Source organism: Kitasatospora sp. NPDC087314, from assembly GCF_044744365.1.
Taxonomy (GTDB): domain Bacteria; phylum Actinomycetota; class Actinomycetes; order Streptomycetales; family Streptomycetaceae; genus Kitasatospora.
Window position 1 is genome coordinate 231,013 of record NZ_JBIUYE010000001.1, and the last position, 16,485, is coordinate 247,497.

At 72.6% G+C, this 16,485-nt stretch carries 13 protein-coding genes and 1 tRNA gene; 10 read left to right on the plus strand and 4 right to left on the minus strand.

Translation table 11 applies throughout. From position 1 onward, the window contains the following. Positions 1-169: 169 nt before the first annotated feature. Complete coding sequence (locus ACIO5E_RS01070) at positions 170-748, plus strand: TerD family protein (protein WP_280676714.1); 579 nt, start codon at positions 170-172, stop codon at positions 746-748. 150 nt (positions 749-898) lie between these two features. Further along, on the plus strand, positions 899-1,993 hold the full coding sequence (locus ACIO5E_RS01075) for a DUF475 domain-containing protein (protein ID WP_400662026.1): 1,095 nt from the start codon (positions 899-901) through the stop codon (positions 1,991-1,993). A gap of 70 nt (positions 1,994-2,063) precedes the next feature. On the opposite strand, the gene ACIO5E_RS01080 is transcribed toward ACIO5E_RS01075, so the two are convergent. Then, a complete protein-coding gene (locus ACIO5E_RS01080) occupies positions 2,064-3,224 on the minus strand; it encodes a DUF2637 domain-containing protein (protein WP_400662029.1) in 1,161 nt (386 codons plus the stop codon). A gap of 348 nt (positions 3,225-3,572) precedes the next feature. Here ACIO5E_RS01080 and ACIO5E_RS01085 point away from each other — a divergent pair, with 348 nt between their 5' ends. Beyond that, complete coding sequence (locus tag ACIO5E_RS01085; protein WP_280676708.1) at positions 3,573-4,322, plus strand: Tellurium resistance; 750 nt, start codon at positions 3,573-3,575, stop codon at positions 4,320-4,322. A gap of 66 nt (positions 4,323-4,388) precedes the next feature. Here the strand turns inward: ACIO5E_RS01085 and ACIO5E_RS01090 are convergent, their stop codons facing one another. Then, the gene (locus tag ACIO5E_RS01090) at positions 4,389-5,567 is read right to left on the minus strand and encodes a TerD family protein (RefSeq protein ID WP_400662033.1); all 1,179 of its coding nucleotides are present in this window, start codon (positions 5,565-5,567) and stop codon (positions 4,389-4,391) included. A gap of 384 nt (positions 5,568-5,951) precedes the next feature. On the opposite strand from ACIO5E_RS01090, the gene ACIO5E_RS01095 reads away from it, so the two are divergent. From ACIO5E_RS01095 to ACIO5E_RS01105, 3 genes are all read left to right on the plus strand, one after another. Continuing rightward, the gene (locus ACIO5E_RS01095) at positions 5,952-7,148 is read left to right on the plus strand and encodes an HpcH/HpaI aldolase/citrate lyase family protein (protein ID WP_400662035.1); all 1,197 of its coding nucleotides are present in this window, start codon (positions 5,952-5,954) and stop codon (positions 7,146-7,148) included. A gap of 148 nt (positions 7,149-7,296) precedes the next feature. Then, on the plus strand, positions 7,297-9,726 hold the full coding sequence (locus ACIO5E_RS01100) for a phosphoribosyltransferase (protein WP_400662038.1): 2,430 nt from the start codon (positions 7,297-7,299) through the stop codon (positions 9,724-9,726). Continuing rightward, positions 9,726-10,565 carry an HAD family hydrolase gene (locus ACIO5E_RS01105; protein ID WP_400662041.1) on the plus strand — a complete coding sequence of 280 codons (840 nt, stop codon included), beginning with the start codon at positions 9,726-9,728 and terminating at the stop codon, positions 10,563-10,565. The genes ACIO5E_RS01100 and ACIO5E_RS01105 overlap by 1 nt, the downstream gene beginning before the upstream one ends. Positions 10,566-10,618: 53 nt before the next feature. On the opposite strand, the gene ACIO5E_RS01110 is transcribed toward ACIO5E_RS01105, so the two are convergent. Continuing rightward, on the minus strand, positions 10,619-10,840 hold the full coding sequence (locus ACIO5E_RS01110; RefSeq protein ID WP_280676698.1) for a zinc ribbon domain-containing protein: 222 nt from the start codon (positions 10,838-10,840) through the stop codon (positions 10,619-10,621). A 97-nt stretch (positions 10,841-10,937) separates the two neighbouring features. Then, a complete protein-coding gene (locus ACIO5E_RS01115; protein WP_400663375.1) occupies positions 10,938-12,299 on the minus strand; it encodes a hypothetical protein in 1,362 nt (453 codons plus the stop codon). A 167-nt stretch (positions 12,300-12,466) separates the two neighbouring features. On the opposite strand from ACIO5E_RS01115, the gene ACIO5E_RS01120 reads away from it, so the two are divergent. From ACIO5E_RS01120 to ACIO5E_RS01135, 4 genes are all read left to right on the plus strand, one after another. Further along, positions 12,467-12,538: transfer RNA gene (locus tag ACIO5E_RS01120), tRNA-Val, on the plus strand. 85 nt (positions 12,539-12,623) lie between these two features. Then, entirely contained in the window at positions 12,624-12,836 is a 213-nt protein-coding gene (locus ACIO5E_RS01125) for a hypothetical protein (RefSeq protein ID WP_400662043.1), read from the plus strand. A 237-nt stretch (positions 12,837-13,073) separates the two neighbouring features. Beyond that, positions 13,074-13,778 (plus strand): VIT family protein, encoded by a 705-nt coding sequence (locus ACIO5E_RS01130; RefSeq protein WP_400662045.1) that lies wholly within the window; start codon positions 13,074-13,076, stop codon positions 13,776-13,778. Between the two features lie 88 nt (positions 13,779-13,866). Continuing rightward, positions 13,867-16,401 carry an ATP-dependent Clp protease ATP-binding subunit gene (locus ACIO5E_RS01135; protein WP_400663377.1) on the plus strand — a complete coding sequence of 845 codons (2,535 nt, stop codon included), beginning with the start codon at positions 13,867-13,869 and terminating at the stop codon, positions 16,399-16,401. Positions 16,402-16,485: the final 84 nt, after the last annotated feature.

Below are 16,485 nucleotides of genomic sequence, written 5' to 3' on the forward strand. Positions count from 1 at the left end.
GGCGGCCCCGGACCTTCGCGGTCCGGGGCCGCCCCGGCTTCGTGTCGGCTGCGTGCGCTGCGAGGATGTGAGTTCAGGAAGTTCAGCCGGCCAAACGGGGCCGGCCGGGGTCGCGGGGGACTACACCTTGTAGACGCGCCCCGGAGAAGGCAAGGGAGGAAGAACAGTCATGGTGGTCACGCTCGCCAAGGGCGGGAACGTCTCGCTCACCAAGGCCGCGCCGAACCTGACGCAGGTCCAGATCGGCCTCGGCTGGTCCGCCCGTTCGACCACGGGCGCACCGTTCGACCTCGACGCGAGCGCCCTGATCTGTGGTGGCGGCCGGGTGCTCGGCGACGAGTACTTCGTCTTCTACAACAACCTCAAGAGCCCCGAGGGCTCGGTCGAGCACACCGGCGACAACCTCACCGGCGGCGACGAGACGGGTGACGACGAGGTCGTCCTGGTCAACCTGGACCTGGTGCCGGCACAGGCGGACAAGGTGGTCTTCGCGGTGTCGATCTACGACGCCGAGGCGCGGCTACAGAACTTCGGGCAGGTCCGCAACGCCTACATCCGGGTCGTCAACTCCCTCGACGGCCAGGAGATCGCCCGTTACGACCTCTCCGAGGACGCGTCCAGCGAGACCGCGATGATCTTCGGCGAGCTGTACCGCTACGCCGGTGAGTGGAAGTTCCGCGCGGTAGGCCAGGGATACGCCTCCGGCCTGCGTGGCATCGCCCTCGATTTCGGCGTAAACGTACAGTAAGGGCGAAAATCAGAACAATCGCACCCAACCAACGATCATGAGAACAGAGGGCAGTGCGGGGGTGACCTGACCGGGCGCGGCCCGGTCAGGGCGTCTCGGGACGAGGCCGCCCCCCGGCACGGCCCGAAACCCGAAAGGTAACCAAGTCCCGTGTTCCTCCGCACTTTCGGCTGGTCGTTCGCGATCACCGTCATCGGCCTGATCGCGGCCGGACTGCTCTGGGGGGCCCAAGGATTCGGCATCGTGCTGATCCTCTCCATCCTGGAGATCTCCCTGTCGTTCGACAACGCGGTGGTCAACGCCACGGTGTTGAAGCGGATGAACCCGTACTGGCAGAAGATCTTCCTGACCGTCGGCGTGCTCATCGCCGTCTTCGGTATGCGGCTGGTCTTCCCGCTGCTGGTGGTCGGCCTCACCGCGAAGCTCAACCCCGCGACCGTCATCGACCTCGCGCTGCACTCCGACAAGACGCACGACGGCCTGACCTACGGCCAGTACCTGGAGGCGGCCAACCCCGCCATCGCGGCCTTCGGCGGCGTCTTCCTGCTCATGATCTTCCTCGACTTCCTGTTCGACGAGAAGGACCACAACTGGCTGGCCTGGATCGAGCGCCCGCTGGAGAAGGTCGGCAAGCTGGACGCCTTCTCCAGTGTCGTCGCCCTGGTCGTGCTGGTGCTGGCCTCCAACTTCTTCGCCGGGGAGCACGCTGAAACCGTTCTGCTCGCGGGCGTCCTCGGTCTGATCACCTACCTCGTGGTCGGCGGCCTGTCCTCGATCTTCGAATCGGGCCTGGAGGAGGAGACCGAACGCGAGGAGGAGGCGGAGAAGTCCGGCAAATCGATCCTCCAGGTCGGCGGCAAGGCGGCGTTCTTCCTCTTCCTCTACCTGGAGGTCCTGGACGCCTCGTTCTCCTTCGACGGCGTGGTCGGCGCGTTCGCCATCTCCAGCGACATCTTCCAGATCACCCTGGGCCTGGGCATCGGCGCGATGTACATCCGCTCGCTGACCGTCTTCCTGGTCCGCAAGGGCACCCTGGACGACTACGTCTACCTGGAGCACGGCGCGCACTACGCGATCGGTGCGCTCTCGGTGATCCTGCTCGTCGGGATCAAGTACCACATCCCGGAGATCGTCACCGGCCTGATCGGCGTCGCCTTCATCGGGCTGGCGCTCGGTTCGTCGATCCTGCGCAACCGGCGCGAGGGTGCGGACGACGAGAAGGAACTGGTGAGTTCCGGCACGTAGCCCTCGGGCATGCGGGAACGGCCGCCTCCGGGGTTCCGGGGGCGGCCGTTTCGCGTCGCGTCGTGCGCGGTCAGCCGAGCTGCTGCTCGATCGCGCGCAGCTTGCGCTCCAGCGAGTCCAGCTTCGGCATCGACAGGGTGTCGTCGTCGGCCGTCAGGTCGACGGTCGAGCTGCGGTAGGACGAGCCCGAGGCCGTTCCGGCGGTCGAGGAGGCCGAGTCGGCGGACGAGGACGAGGAGTAGGACGACGAGTACGACGAGCCGACGGCGGCGCGCGGGCGGCGGCCGGCGTCCAGCGCGCTCAGCGAGGCCGGCTCCAGCGAGCCCGGGGCGGACTGGTGCGAGGCGGTGGTGTCCGACCCGGCGGCTAGGGCAGGCTCCGTAGCGCTCGGGCCGTCTCCGGCAGCCGTGAGCGCGGGCACCTGGCGGCCGCTGCGGGCCCGGGCGAGCATGCCGCCCTGACGGGAGATGGCCTTCAGCTCGGCCCGCTCGCGGCGGTCGGCGGTGCGGGCGCGCGCCTTGGCGTCCAGCTTCGCCTGGCGCTCCTCGCGCACCTCGTCGACCGCCTCGTCCAGGCTGCGGACGTTCTCCAGCAGCATCAGCGACCAGGCCGCGTAGGTCTCGCGCGGGGCGCGCAGCCAGCGGACGATCCGGATCTGCGGCAGCGGGCGCGGCACGAGCCCCTGCTCGCGCAGCGCGGCCTTGCGGGTCTGCTTCAGCGCGCGGTCGAAGAGGATCGCCGCCGAGATCGACATGCCGGAGAAGAACTGCGGGGCGCCGTCGTGCGACACGCCGCGCGGGGCGTGCACCCAGTTGAACCAGGCCGAGGCGATCGCGAACACCCAGACCAGCAGGCGCGAGCCGAGCGCGGCGTCGCCGTGGCTGGCCTCGCGGACGGCGAGCACCGAGCAGAACATCGCGGCGCCGTCCAGGCCGAACGGGACGAGGTACTCCCAGCCGCCGGACAGCCCCAGGTTCTCCTTGCCGAAGCCCACCAGGCCGTGGAAGGACAGCGCGGCCGCGACACCGGCGCAGCAGAACAGCAACGTGTAGGAGGAGATGCCGTAGATCATCTCCTTGCGCCGCCGACGCTCCTCGCTGCGCTCCCAGGAGTCGCCGGCCTCTTCCTTCTTCGTGTTCTTGAAACGCAGCGTCGCCAGCAGGATGGCGACGAACAGCAGGGCTGCGCCGCCGACGACGGTCCAGACCAGCTGTATGGAGGTCAGGTTCATTGCGGGTCGGGCCTCGGGTTTCCGCAGGGGACGGGTTCACAGAGCGACACAGGCGGTCAGCTCCCGGTGCGTCGGGATCGCCTGACGGTTCGTTCGTCGCCGCACGGCGTTCCCGCCGCACCCGCGCAGGGGCGGACGGGACACCTGTGCGGCTAGACGATATCGCGTCCGAAGGGGCGGCATGTTACGGGAGGGCGGCTTCCTCCTGCCAATCGACCCGCCGGTGAGCGCCGGGGGCCCCACGGGGTAGGGGAGAGGACGGTTCGGGTATCGGACGGCCGGGCTGATGCCCGATCATGGAGCGGCGGACCGTCAGATCGCCTGGCGGGGGCAGGGGGAGGGGACGGGATGGTCTCGATCTGGGAGTACCTGCGCGGGGAGCGGAACTACACCTTCGACAACCCCGGTGGTCAGCACAAGGTCATACTCACCAAGTCGACCCCGCAGCACGCGATCACCGGGGCCGCGGCCACCACCGGCTACCTCTACGTCAACCTGCACTGGACCACCCGCTCCGGGGCCGTCCGGCCGAGCGCGGGGGACCGCGTCAAGCGCTTCTTCAGCCCGCGCATCCTGAGCCCGCTGGAGCCGGACTCGGTGCAGAACCAGCAGGTCAACGTCGACCTGGACCTGGCGTGCATGTACGAACTGTCCGACGGGAGCAGCGGCGTGGTGCAGCCGCTCGGCGGCTACTTCGGCGACCTCCAGCATCCGCCGTACATCAAGCTCAGCGGCGACGACCAGTACGGGGCGCCGTCCGGCGAGACGATGTACGTCAACCTGGAGAAGAAGGACAAGTTCAAACGGCTGCTGATCTTCGTGTACATCTACGACGGCACGCCGGCCTTCGAGCAGTCCCACGCGGTGGTGACGATCGTGCCGCAGACCGGTCCGCGAATCGAGATCAAGCTGGAGGAGCGGGCCCGGGCGGCGCGCTCGTGCGCGGTGGTGCTGATCGAGAACGCGGGGGACAACCAGCTGACGGTGCGCCGTGAGGTGCGGTACGTCAACGGGTTCCAGGCGGACATCGACCGGCTGTACGGGTTCGGGATGCAGTGGCAGCGCGGGTACAAGAGCCAGTCGGGCGGCTCCGAGTAGGGCGGCGTCGGGTGGCGGGGTGCTGGGCCGCCCCGTCGGCCGTGTCCGCCCCGCCGTCGGCTTCGGCTAGCGGGGCTGGAACTGCGGGCCCTGCGGCGGCAGGGCGAACTCCTCGCCGGTGGGCGCCTGCGCGGGCTGCTGTGCGGCAGGCTGGGCGGGCTGCTGTTGGCCGGTGCCGGGGTGCGGGTAGCCGTAGCTGCCGGGGTGCTGCTGGTTCGGGTAGCCGTAGCCGGTGCCCTGCTGCTGCGGGTACGGCTGGGGGGTGGGCTGCGGGTAGCCGTACCCCGTACCGGGCTGCGGCTGGTGCGGATAGCCGTACCCGGTGCCGGGGGGCTGCTGCGGCTGGGGGTAGCCGTACCCGGTGCCGGGCTGGTGGGCCGGGGGCGCGGGCGGGGTCGGCGGCGCGGCCGGGGGCGCGGTGGGCGGTGCGGTCGGCGGGGGTGTCACGGTCGGCGGCGCCGAGGGGGGCGGCGGCGGGGTCGGCGCCGTGCCCGCGGCGGCCGCGGCGGCCTGCGGCTGCGGCTGGGACCGGGGGGTGGCCGGGGGCTGCCGGACGGCCGGGGCCAGGGTGAAGGTGTCGGGCTCCGGCGGGGCGGTCGGGCGCGGGGCGGGCAGCGGGGTGCTGCGCGGGTCGACGGCGGCGGTGGGGGTGGACGTCGGTGCCGGTGCCGGTGCCGCGTCGGCGGCGGCCTCCGCCTCGTCGTCGACGGTGATCCCGAAGTCGGTGGCCAGGCCGATCAGGCCGGAGGTGTAGCCCTGGCCGATCGCCCGGAACTTCCAGGCCCCGGCCCGCCGGTACAGCTCGCCCGCGACCAGGGCGGTGACGTTGTCGCCGTCGGAGATCGCGAACTCGGCGAGCGCGGGCACGCTGTCGCCGGTCGCGGCGTCGAAGAGCATCAGGCGCAGCCCGGCCACCGAGCGGAAGGAGCCGCCCTCGGAGGAGCCGGCCAGCACCACCCGGTCGACGTCGGCGGGCAGCTTGGCGAGCTCGACCTCGATCGTGTCGATGATCTCGGCGCCGCCGGAGGTCTGTTGCTTGGGCAGGTGGCGCACCAGACCGGAGGGGTGTCGCGGCTGGTTGTAGAAGACGAAGTCGGCATCCGAACGGACCCTGCCGTTGGCGCCGAGCAGCAGCGCGGACGCGTCCACGTCCGGCGCACCGGGCGTGGCGCTCCAGCGCAGCACGGCACGGACCGCCGCCGCCGGCAGTGCGATGTTGGCGCCCTTGGCCATCACGTGCGTCATAGCGGACCATCCTGCCCGTTCGCCACCCCTTCGGACAACGTGACCGAGGCCGCCGCAACGGGGTCGGACTTTGCCAAGAATTGCGCTAACCGTGGGTTTGCTGGTGCTTCTCCCGTGAATCCGTGATCCGGACGGCGGTGTTCCGGGATGTTCCGGGAGTTCAGTGCCGAGGAACCGCGGACGGCCGGAATCCGTCCGTACGATGGGCGGTCGAAGGGCCCACCGGGGTCGGACGATGGGGGGTTCGCCGGCGTCCGTCCGGGAACCACCGCGCCCCGTGGACCGGTTAACCATGGTGTCGTCCCGCTGAATCGTGGTGTCGTCCCGCGCCGCCGCACGCCCCGGCAACGGACCGGTGGCCGTCAATCCTCTGAGGAGAGCACCTTGCGCCATTTCGGCCATCTCGCCGACGACGTACGCGGCCGCCTCTTCCTCGAACAGCCCCGGCCGTTCACCGACCGGAGCGAGCCCGCGGTGCTCGCCACCGCCCTCGGCGGCACCCTCTACAGCCCCGCCACCCGGCCCGCGTTGGCCGCCGACATCCGCAAACAGGCTGCTCGGGGCGTGGTTTCGATGGTGCTCTGCCTGGAGGACGCGATCGCCGACCACGAGGTGGACGCGGGGGAGCGGAACCTGGTCGAGCAGTTGAATGACCTGGTCATGGATTTCACCGACTGCACACAGGGTCACCCCCTGCTCTTCATCAGAGTCCGAGCCGCCTCCCAGATCCTCGACCTGGCCGAGCGGCTCGGCCCGGCCGTCGGCCTGCTCACCGGCTTCGTCCTGCCGAAGTTCACCACCGAGACCGGCGGCGCGTACCTGGCCGCCCTCGCCGCCGCCGAGGCCGCCACCGGGCGACGGCTGTTCGCCATGCCCGTCCTGGAATCGCCCGAGCTCGCCCACCTGGAGACCAGGCGCGAGCAGCTCTTCGGCATCGCCGAACTGCTCGCCGGGCACCGGGAGCGGGTGCTCGCCGTCCGCCTCGGCGTGACCGACCTCTGCTCCGCGTACGGCCTGCGCCGCTCGCCCGACCTCACCGCGTATGACGTCGCGCTGGTCGCGGCGGTGATCGGCGAGGTGGTCAACGTGCTCGGCCGGGCGGACGGCACGGGGTACACCGTCACCGGTCCGGTCTGGGAGTACTTCCCGGTGCAGGAGCGGATGTTCAAGCCGCAGCTGCGCCGCACGCCGTTCGCCGAGTCGTCCGGGACGGCCCTGGCCTCCGGCGAGGAGGTCCGCCGGCGGATCATCGAGCACGACCTGGACGGGCTGATCCGGGAGATCGAACTCGACCGGGCCAACGGCCTGCTCGGCAAGACCTGCATCCACCCCAGCCACGTCCCCGCCGTGCACGCCCTGTCCGTGGTCACGCACGAGGAGTACTGCGACGCCCGGGACATCCTCCGGCAGGAGCAGGACGGCGGCGGGGTCCTGCGCTCGGCGTACACCAACAAGATGAACGAGGCCCGGCCGCACCGCGCCTGGGCGGAGCGGGTGCTGCTGCGGGCGGAGGTGTTCGGGGTGGCCCGGGAGGACGTGAGCTTCGCGGAACTGCTCTCGGCCTGCCTGTGCGGGGGCTGAGGGGGGCTGCACCGCGTTGGGCCGCCGTGCCGATCTGAACGTCCTGACCGATCTCGACGCCGTAGCCGATCGCAACGCCGTGACCGATCTCGACGCCGCAACCGATCCGAAGACCGCACCACCGCACCATTCGAAGGCAGGACCAGCAGTGACAGCACAGCAGACGTGGACCGGCCGGTGGGTCTCCGACCGGGCCGGCATCGCCCTGACCGGATCGGACCGCCTCCCCGAACTCGTGGGCCTGGCCCTGCGCGAGAACCGCAAGCGCGCCCACCTGCTGGTCTCCACCGTGCTCGGCAAGCACGTCCCGCAGCGGCCCGCGGTCGTCCACGGCGCCGGGCTCGAACTCGGCCGCCGGGTCCACGCGTTGCTCGGTGACGAGGCCGCCGCGCGGGCCGTCGTCCTCGGCTACGCGGAGACGGCCACCGGCCTCGGCCACAGCGTCGCCGACGGCCTCGACGCCCCGTACCTGCACTCCACCCGCCGCCCGGTGCCCGGGGTGCCCCCGCTCGGCGGCTTCGAGGAGGAGCACTCGCACGCCACCTCGCACCTGCTGCTCCCCACCGATCCCGAACTCCTCGCCGGTGACGGCCCGTTGGTGCTGGTCGACGACGAGTTCTCGACCGGCCGGACGGTCCTCAACACCATCCGCGAACTGCACGCCCGCCACCCCCGTGGCCACTACGTCGTGGTCGCCCTGGTCGACCTGCGCTCCGCCGCCGACCGCCGCCGGCTGGTCGACGCCGCCGCCGAACTCGGCGTCCGGCTCGACCTGGTGGCCACCGCCACCGGTGCCGTCGAGCTGCCCGCCGACGTCCTGGACCGCGCTGAGCGGCTGATCGCCGAGGTCGCGCCCGCCCACGCCCCCGCCGTGCCGGCGGGTGCGCCCGCGCCGCTCGTCCGGGTCGAGCTGGACTGGCCCGCCGGGCTCCCGGACGGCGGCCGGCACGGGTTCACCGCCCGGCACCGCGCCCGACTCGACGCCGCCCTGTCCGGGTTGGCCGGACAGCTGGCCGAGGCGATACCCGCGACGGCGCGGCGCGTGCTGGTCCTCGGCTTCGAGGAGCTGATGTACGCCCCGCTGCGGCTGGCCGACGCGCTCGCCGAGCGGCTCGGCGGCGACCGCGTCCGCTACTCCACCACCACCCGGTCGCCCGTCCTCGCCGTGGACGACCCCGGCTACGCCATCCGCACCCGCCTCGCCTTCCCCGCCCACGACGACCCGCAGGACGACGCCTCGCGGGAGCGCTACGCCTACAACGTCGCCCCCGGCACCGACCCGGCCCGCCGCTTCGACGCCGTCGTGCTGGTGGTCGACGACGTCGCCGACACCGCGGCCCTGCACGAGGGCGAGCGCGCCCTGCTCGGCCAGCTGCGGCAGGTCACCGACCAGGTGGTGCTCGCGGTGCTGCCCTCCCACCGGCCGTCCCGCCTGCCGTCCCCGCTGTACGGCCCGGAGTTCTCCTCGTACCGGCCCGACGAGGTGGCCTGGCTGCTCAAGGACCTCTCCGGCGTCCCGCTCGAAGCCCCCACCGAGGAGCGCGAGGAGGCCGTCCAGAGCGGCGGCGCGCACTACGCGGAGTCGCTGCCGGTCGAGTACCAGACCAGCCCCGAGTACCAGGAGCTGTTCCACCAGGCACTGCGCGCCTCCGCCCGCCGGATCGCGCTCGCCGTCGGCACCGTCGCCGAGACCCTGCTGCGCGAGCGAGGCCCCGGCCTGGTGCTCGCCTCGCTGGCCCGGGCCGGCACGCCCGTCGGCATCCTGATCCGCCGCTGGCTCGGCCACGCGCACGGCCTCGACACCCCGCACTACGCCGTCTCGATCGTCCGCGGCCGTGGCATCGACCCGGTCGCCCTGCGCTACCTGGCCGCCCACCACCACGCCGGCGACGTGGTGTTCGTCGACGGCTGGACCGGCAAGGGCGCGATCACCCGCGAACTCGCCGACGCCCTGGCCGGCACCGGCTTCGATCCGGACCTCGCCGTCCTCGCCGACCCCGGCCGCTGCGTGCGCACCTACGGCACCCGGGACGACTTCCTGATCCCCTCCGCCTGCCTCAACTCCACGGTCTCCGGCCTGATCTCGCGCACCGTGCTGCGGCCCGGCCTGATCGGCCCGGACGACTTCCACGGCGCCAAGCACTACGCCGAACTGGCCGGCGGCGACGCCTCCGCCGCGTTCCTCGACACCGTGGCCGACCACTTCGCCGCCGTCCGCGCGGAGGCGGTCGCCGCCGCCGGCCGGCTGTCCGCCGACCCGGACCGCACGCCCGACTGGGCCGGCTGGGCCGCCGTCGAGCGGATCAGCACGGAGTACGGCATCGACAGCGTCAACCTGGTCAAACCCGGCGTCGGCGAGACCACCCGGGTCCTGCTGCGCCGCGTCCCCTGGCGGATCCTCGCCCGGCGCGGCGCCGGCGCCGACCTCGACCACGTCCGGCTGCTCGCCGCCCAACGCGGCGTCCGGGTCGAGGAGGTGGACGGCCTGCCGTACTCGTGCGTCGGCCTCATCCACCCCCGTTACAGTCGAGGGGCGACCGGCGCCTCCGGTACGGCCGTTCTGGTGAAGGAGTCCTGATGCACCCGGATGTTCTCGTGGCCAGCGACCTCGACCGCACGCTCATCTACTCCAACCGGGCCCTCGCCCTGGACGTCCCCGACCGGCTCGCGCCCCGGCTGCTCTCGGTCGAGGTGCACGACGGGAAGGCGCTCTCCTTCATGACCGAGCAGGCCGCCGCGCTGCTCGTCGACCTCGTCCGCCAGGCCTGCTTCGTCCCCGCCACCACCCGCACCCTCGCCCAGTACGAGCGGATCAACCTGCCCGGCCCGACGCCCGGTTGGGTCCCCGCGTACGCGATCTGCAGCAACGGCGGGCACCTGCTCGTCGACGGCGTGCCCGACCCGGACTGGCGCGCCGAGATCACCGCGCGGATCGCCGCCGGCGCGGCCCCGTTGGAGGAGGTCGTCCGGCAGCTCGCGCTGAGCGCGGACCCGGAGTGGACGCACAAGCGCCGCGTCGCCGACGGCCTGTTCGCCTACCTCGTCGTCGAGCGCGCCGGACTGCCCGGCGGCTGGCTCGACGAACTCACCGGCTGGTGCGCCGAACGCGGCTGGACCGTCTCCCTCCAGGGCCGCAAGGTCTACGCCGTGCCCGCGCCGCTCAGCAAGAGCGCCGCCCTGGCGGAAGCCGTCCGGCGCTCCGGTGCGACCACGGTGCTCGCGGCCGGCGACTCGCTGCTCGACGCCGACCTGCTGCTCGCCGCCGACGCCGCCTGGCGGCCCGGGCACGGCGAACTCGCCGACGGCGGGTGGACCGCCCCCGGCGTCACCGCCCTGGACGAGGTGGGGGTGGCGGCGGGGGAGGAGATCGTCCGACGGTTCCTGGCCCGGGTGGCGGCGACCCCGGTCGCGTCCTAGCCGCGGTCGGGTCCTAGCCGCGGTCGGGTGCCCCCGGCCGCCGGTGGTTGCCGCTAGCTGCAGCAGCCGCCGCCGCAGCAGCCGCCCCCGCCGCCGGAGGGGGCCTGCTGCGGGGCGCCACCGGAAGCGGAGCCGGTGACGGCGACGGCGGACAGCAGCTTCACGGTGTCCTCGTGGCCCTGTGGGCAGACGGCGGGGGCGCCGGCCTGCGCCATCGGGCGGCGGAGCTCGAAGGTGGCGTCGCAGGTGCGGCAGCGGAAGTCGTAGCGTGGCATACCGGCAGGGTACCCAGGCCGTCCGGCGGACGGTTACCGCGGCTTGTTCACCGTGCTCACCTCGTCCACCTTGTTCACCGCAGTTCGTTCACCGTGCTCACCGGGGCCCGCCCAGATCGCCGCGGATCAGCCCGATCACCCGCGCCGCCGTCTCCCGCACGCCCGCCAGCTCGGTCAGGAAGTGCCAGTAGTCGGGGTGTCGGCCGGCCGCCTCCAGGGTGGCCACCGCCCGGTCCAGCCGCGCCACCGCCTCGTCCAGCGGGGCGGCGTGCCGCGGGTCCGGCGCGCTGCGGCCCGCCATCGCCAGCCGCTGCGCGTCGCGCAGGGCGAACCGGGCCCGCTCGACCTCCCGGTTCGGGTCGTGCTGCACCTCGTTCAGCTGCCGCAGCCGGTCGTTCACCGCGACCACCGACCCGTCCGCCGTGTCCAGCAGGGCGCGCACCGTACCGATCGCGCCCGTCGCGTCCGCCCAGCGCTGCTCGTCCCGGGCCCGGGCGGCCTCGGCCAGCTTCCGCTCCGCCGCCCGGCCGGTCTCCGCGACCTGCTCCGACACCCGCTGGAGGTCCTGCCAGCAGGCCGCGCTGAACCGGCGGCGCAGTTCGCTCAGCGCCGGCTCGACCGTCGCCGCCTTGGTCTCCAGCGCCTGGATCCGGGTCCGCAGGCTCGCCACCCGCCGGTCGATCTCCCGCGCCCGCTCCGGCAGCTGCCCGGCGTCGGCCGCGATCGCCTCCGCGCGCTGCTTCACCTCGTCCGCGCGCCGCAGCGTCGGGGCCACCCCGTGCCGGGCCGGCCCCTCGTTCAGCAGCCCGAGTTCCGGTGCCAGTTCGGCCAGCCGGGCCGCCAGGTCGTCCGCCCGCAGCCCGGCGCCGCGCACCGCGTCCAGCGCGTTGCTCGCCTGGAGCAGCGCGCGCTTCGCCTGCTCGACGGCGGGGGTGACCCGCATCAGCTGCTGCTCGGCGCGTTGCAGGACGGGCTGCAGCCGCTGCAGGAAGTCGTTCAGCTCCGCCCGGGCCGAGCCCAGCTGCCCCTTCACGTCCTCCAGCTGCCGCCGGGCCCGCGTGGCCGCGCCGGCGTCCAGCGCCTCGTCGTCCAGGTTGTACGCGTCCAGCGCACCCAGGTAGTTCACGGTGACCTGGTCCACCCGGCCGGAGATCGCCTCCAGGTCGGCCAGCACCCGCCGTGCCGTCGCCTCGTCCTCGGCCGCCCGGACGGTCTCCACCGCCAACTGCACCTCGCGCTGCGTCGAGTCCAGCTCGTAGAACGCCTCCTGCGCGGCGTCCCGGGCCGCCTTGGCGTCCGCCCGCACACCCTCCCCGCCGCGCCGGCCCCACCAACCGCCGCTCCCGGCGGAGGCCAGCGCCACCGTGCCCAGTGCACCCGCCAGCACCACCGGCACCACCAGCGCGTCGGCCAGCGCACCCCCCGCCCGACGCCACCCCCGCCCGCTCCCGCCGGCCACCGTCACTGCGCGCTCCCTGCTCCGACCCGCTGATCCGCCCCCATTCTTCCCGATCACCCCACCCCACCGGCACCCCACCCGTCCCACTCCCCGACCACCGACACCACACCACCCCCCGGGACCAGGTACCCTAGGCAGTCGTCGTGCCCCCACCGGGCCGCGACAGGGGGCGCGTAGCTCAGCGGTAGAGCGCTGCTCTTACAAAGCAGATGTCGGCGGTTCGAAACCGTCCGCGCCCACCGACACGAAGGGCCGGTTCGGGAGGAGTGATCCTCCCGAACCGGCCCTTCGCCGCTCCCGGGGTCCTCCAGCAGGGCGATCTGCTTGGAGAGCGCCGAGTCCGTGATCTCGATGGCCTCGCGAGTGGACTTGAAATCGGCTTCGCCGACCGCGGCCGGCGCGGCCTTGATGGAGAACCGGATCGGCGCGTGGATGACGGTGTCGAGCGACCACCATGGAGCCTTCCGGCCCGGAGTAGCCGTTCCAGCCGGCCAGGAGCTACTGCTCGTCGATGACCGCCAACTTTCTCGGCAGTGACTCGTCGTCTGGAAGAGCAGATGTCGTCGGGTGTGAAAGCATCCGCACCCACCCCCCTCGGAGGGGCGATCCCGGAGACACTTTGCTCCTGGGTCGGCCTTTCGGCGTTGGGGCCGGCTGAACGCCCGAGATACGGCGGCTTGATGCGATCAGATGCGGCGGGTGGCGGAGGTGGCGGGGGTGGCGGGGGCGGGTGAGGATCGGGGGAGGTGGTGGGCCCCGAGGGGTGGTGTGTGGATGAGCGGGCAGGTCGGGCAGGCTCGATCGGAGTTGTCGGCGCGGTTGAACTGGCTGCGGGCGGCGGTGCTGGGGGCGAATGACGGGGTGGTGTCGACGGCCGGGATCGTGACCGGGGTGGCGGGGGCGGCGGAGTCGCGGACGGTGCTGCTGGCGGCGGGGGTGGCCGGGTTGCTGGCGGGGGCGATGTCGATGGCGGCCGGCGAGTACGTGTCGGTCAGCACCCAACGGGACACCGAGCGGGCCGCGTTGGCGAAGGAGCGGCGGGAGCTGGCAGACGATCCGGAGGGGGAGCTCGACGAGCTGACCGACTACTACCGGGACAGCGGGCTGACGGACGGCCTGGCCCGGGAGGTGGCGGTGGCGTTCACCGCGCGGGACGCGTTGGCGGCGCACGCGCAGAGTGAACTCGGCATCGACCCGCAGGTGTTGACGAATCCGTGGCAGGCGGCGCTGGCCAGCGCGGCGGCGTTCACGCTGGGCGCGCTGGTGCCGTTGCTGGCGGTGCTGCTGCCGCCGGAGTCGTGGCGGCTGGCGGTCACGGCGGCGGCGGTGGTGGCGGCGTTGACGCTGTCGGGGTGGGTGAGTGCCCGGCTGGGCGGGGCCGGACCGGGCCGGGCGGTGCTGCGCAATGTCGTGGGCGGGCTGCTGGCGATGGCGGTGACGTACAGCGGGGGCGTACTGCTGGAACGGTTCACCGGGTGAAGCCGTCCGGGGACTGCCGGGAGGCGAGGTCGTGCGGGTTGTGTTTGTGTGGCTGCAAACCGCTTGGGAGAGGTGAAGCGCCGTGACCATGCCCCCGTTCGGATCGAACGATCCGTTCTCCGATCTGCTCAGCCGGTTCTTCGGGATGAGCCCGATGGCCTCCCCGCCCGCGGTGCAGCGGGTGCCGATCGGACGGCTGCTGAGCGAGTCCTCGCAGGAGTTGTTGGGACTGGCCGCGCAGCGGGCGAGCGAGGACGGGAGCAGCGATCTCGACACCGGGCACCTGGCCTGGGCGGCCACCCGGGTGGAGCCGTCGCGCCGGATGTTGGAGCGGGCGGGGATCGACCCGGACCAGCTGGCCGGCGACCTGGAGCGGTCGCTGCCGTCGGGGGGCTCGGCCACGGTGGACGGGCAGCCCGCGCTCACGCCGTCGGCCAAGCGCGCGCTGCTGGCCGCGCACGCCCGTTCGCAGGCGGCCGGGGCCTCGTACATCGGGCCGGAGCACATCCTCGGCGCACTGCTGGACCAGGAGCGGTCCGGGGCGGGGACGGCGTTGCGCAACGCGGCGCCCTCGCAGGAGGCACTGAAGACGGTGTTGGACGGGCGCGGCGTCGGCGGGGAGCGCAGCAGCACGGGCGCGCACCCCAGCGAGACGCCGATCCTGGACGAGTACGGGCGGGACCTCACCGAGGAGGCGCGCTCGGGGCGGCTGGACCCGGTGGTCGGGCGGGCCGAGGAGATCGAGCAGACCGTCGAGATCCTCTCCCGGCGGACCAAGAACAACCCGGTGCTGATCGGCGAGCCGGGTGTCGGCAAGACCGCGATCGTGGAGGGGCTGGCACAGCGGATCGTCTCCGGGGACGTGCCGCAGAGCCTGAAGGACAAGCGGGTGGTCACCCTCGACCTGACCGCCCTGGTGGCGGGCTCCAAGTACCGGGGCGAGTTCGAGGAGCGGCTGAAGAAGGTGATCGACGAGGTCACGGCGGCCGAGAAGAGCGTGATCCTCTTTCTGGACGAGCTGCACACCGTGGTCGGCGCGGGCGCCGGCGGCGAGGGCTCGATGGACGCCGGCAACATCCTCAAGCCGGCTTTGGCGCGCGGCGAGTTGAGCGTGGTCGGCGCGACGACGCTGGACGAGTATCGCAAGCACGTGGAGAAGGACGCCGCGCTGGAGCGCCGCTTCCAGCCGGTGCTGGTGCCCGAGCCGAGCGTCGAGGAGACGATCGAGATCCTGCAGGGGCTGCGGGACGCGTACGAGGCGCACCACCAGGTGCGGTTCACCGACCAGGCGCTGGACGCGGCGGCGACGCTGTCCGACCGGTACGTCAGCGACCGCTTCCTGCCGGACAAGGCGATCGACCTGCTGGACCAGGCCGGTGCCCGGGTGCGGCTGCGCAGCCTGAGCGGGTCCACCGAGGCGACCGGGGTGCAGGACCGGATCACCAAGCTCAAGCGGGAGCTGGAGGAGGCCGTCGCGGACGAGGAGTTCGTACGGGCGGCCAACCTGAAGGCCGAGCTGCGGCAGACCGAGGACGAGCTGACGTCCATCGCCGAGTCCCGCGAGGAGGTCGTCGACGTGACCGCCGACGACATCGCGCAGGTGCTGTCGTCCCGGACCGGCATCCCGGTCGCGGAGTTGAACGCGACCGAGAAGGAGCGGCTGCTCAAGCTGGAGGACCATCTGCACGAGCGGGTGATCGGCCAGGACGAGGCGGTCACCGCGGTGGCCCAGGCGGTGCGCCGGGGCCGGGCCGGGATGGGCGACCCGGACCGGCCGACCGGCTCCTTCCTCTTCCTCGGGCCGACCGGCGTGGGCAAGACCGAGCTGGCGAAGGCGCTGGCGGCGCTGCTGTTCGGCGACCCGGACCGGATGATCCGCTTCGACATGAGCGAGTTCCAGGAGAAGCACACCGTCTCCCGGCTGGTCGGCTCCCCGCCCGGGTACGTCGGCTACGACGAGGCGGGGCAGCTGACCGAGGCGGTCCGCCGCAAGCCGTACAGCGTGCTGCTCTTCGACGAGGTGGAGAAGGCACACCCGGACGTCTTCAACCTGCTGCTCCAGGTGCTGGACGACGGGCGGCTGACCGACTCCCAGGGGCGTACGGTCGACTTCCGCAACACCGTGGTGATCATGACCAGCAACATCGGCTCGCAGCGCATCCTCGACCACGCCGGGAACGTGGACGAGATCCGCGACGACCTGATGCGCGACCTGCGCCAGCAGTTCCGGCCGGAGTTCCTGAACCGGATCGACGAGGTGATCGTCTTCCACGCGCTCACCCGCAAGGACCTGCTGTCGGTCGTGGGCCTGCTGCTGGAGCGCAGCCGGCGCCGGCTCAAGGCGCAGGACGTGGAGCTGGAGGTCACCGAGGCGGCCAAGGAGTGGCTGGTCAACCGTGGGTACCAGCCGGAGTTCGGGGCCCGGCCGCTGCGCCGGACGATCCAGTCGGAGCTGGACAACCGGCTCTCCAACCTGCTGCTGGACGGCACGGTGCAGGAGGGGGACACGCTGATCGCGGACGTGAGCGACGGCGAGCTGGTGGTCACGCTGGCCCGGCCGGAGGCGTCCGCGACCTTCGAGGAGGCGGAGGAGAAGGCGCAGGAGGCCGCGGCAGAGGGCTGAGCGGGAGGGGAGCGGGTGGGACCGGGTTCGGGCGTACTCCCGTGGGAGTACGCCCGAACGCCACTGGTGGAGGACGCGTGGGGA

Coding starts and splice junctions, on each gene's coding strand:
- ACIO5E_RS01070 (WP_280676714.1), top strand. CDS start 170: ATGGTGGTCACGCTCGCCAAGGGCGGGAACGTCTCGCTCACCAAGGCC.
- ACIO5E_RS01080 (WP_400662029.1), bottom strand. CDS start 3,224: ATGAACCTGACCTCCATACAGCTGGTCTGGACCGTCGTCGGCGGCGCA.
- ACIO5E_RS01085 (WP_280676708.1), top strand. CDS start 3,573: ATGGTCTCGATCTGGGAGTACCTGCGCGGGGAGCGGAACTACACCTTC.
- ACIO5E_RS01090 (WP_400662033.1), bottom strand. CDS start 5,567: ATGACGCACGTGATGGCCAAGGGCGCCAACATCGCACTGCCGGCGGCG.
- ACIO5E_RS01105 (WP_400662041.1), top strand. CDS start 9,726: ATGCACCCGGATGTTCTCGTGGCCAGCGACCTCGACCGCACGCTCATC.
- ACIO5E_RS01110 (WP_280676698.1), bottom strand. CDS start 10,840: ATGCCACGCTACGACTTCCGCTGCCGCACCTGCGACGCCACCTTCGAG.
- ACIO5E_RS01130 (WP_400662045.1), top strand. CDS start 13,074: ATGAGCGGGCAGGTCGGGCAGGCTCGATCGGAGTTGTCGGCGCGGTTG.
- ACIO5E_RS01135 (WP_400663377.1), top strand. CDS start 13,867: ATGCCCCCGTTCGGATCGAACGATCCGTTCTCCGATCTGCTCAGCCGG.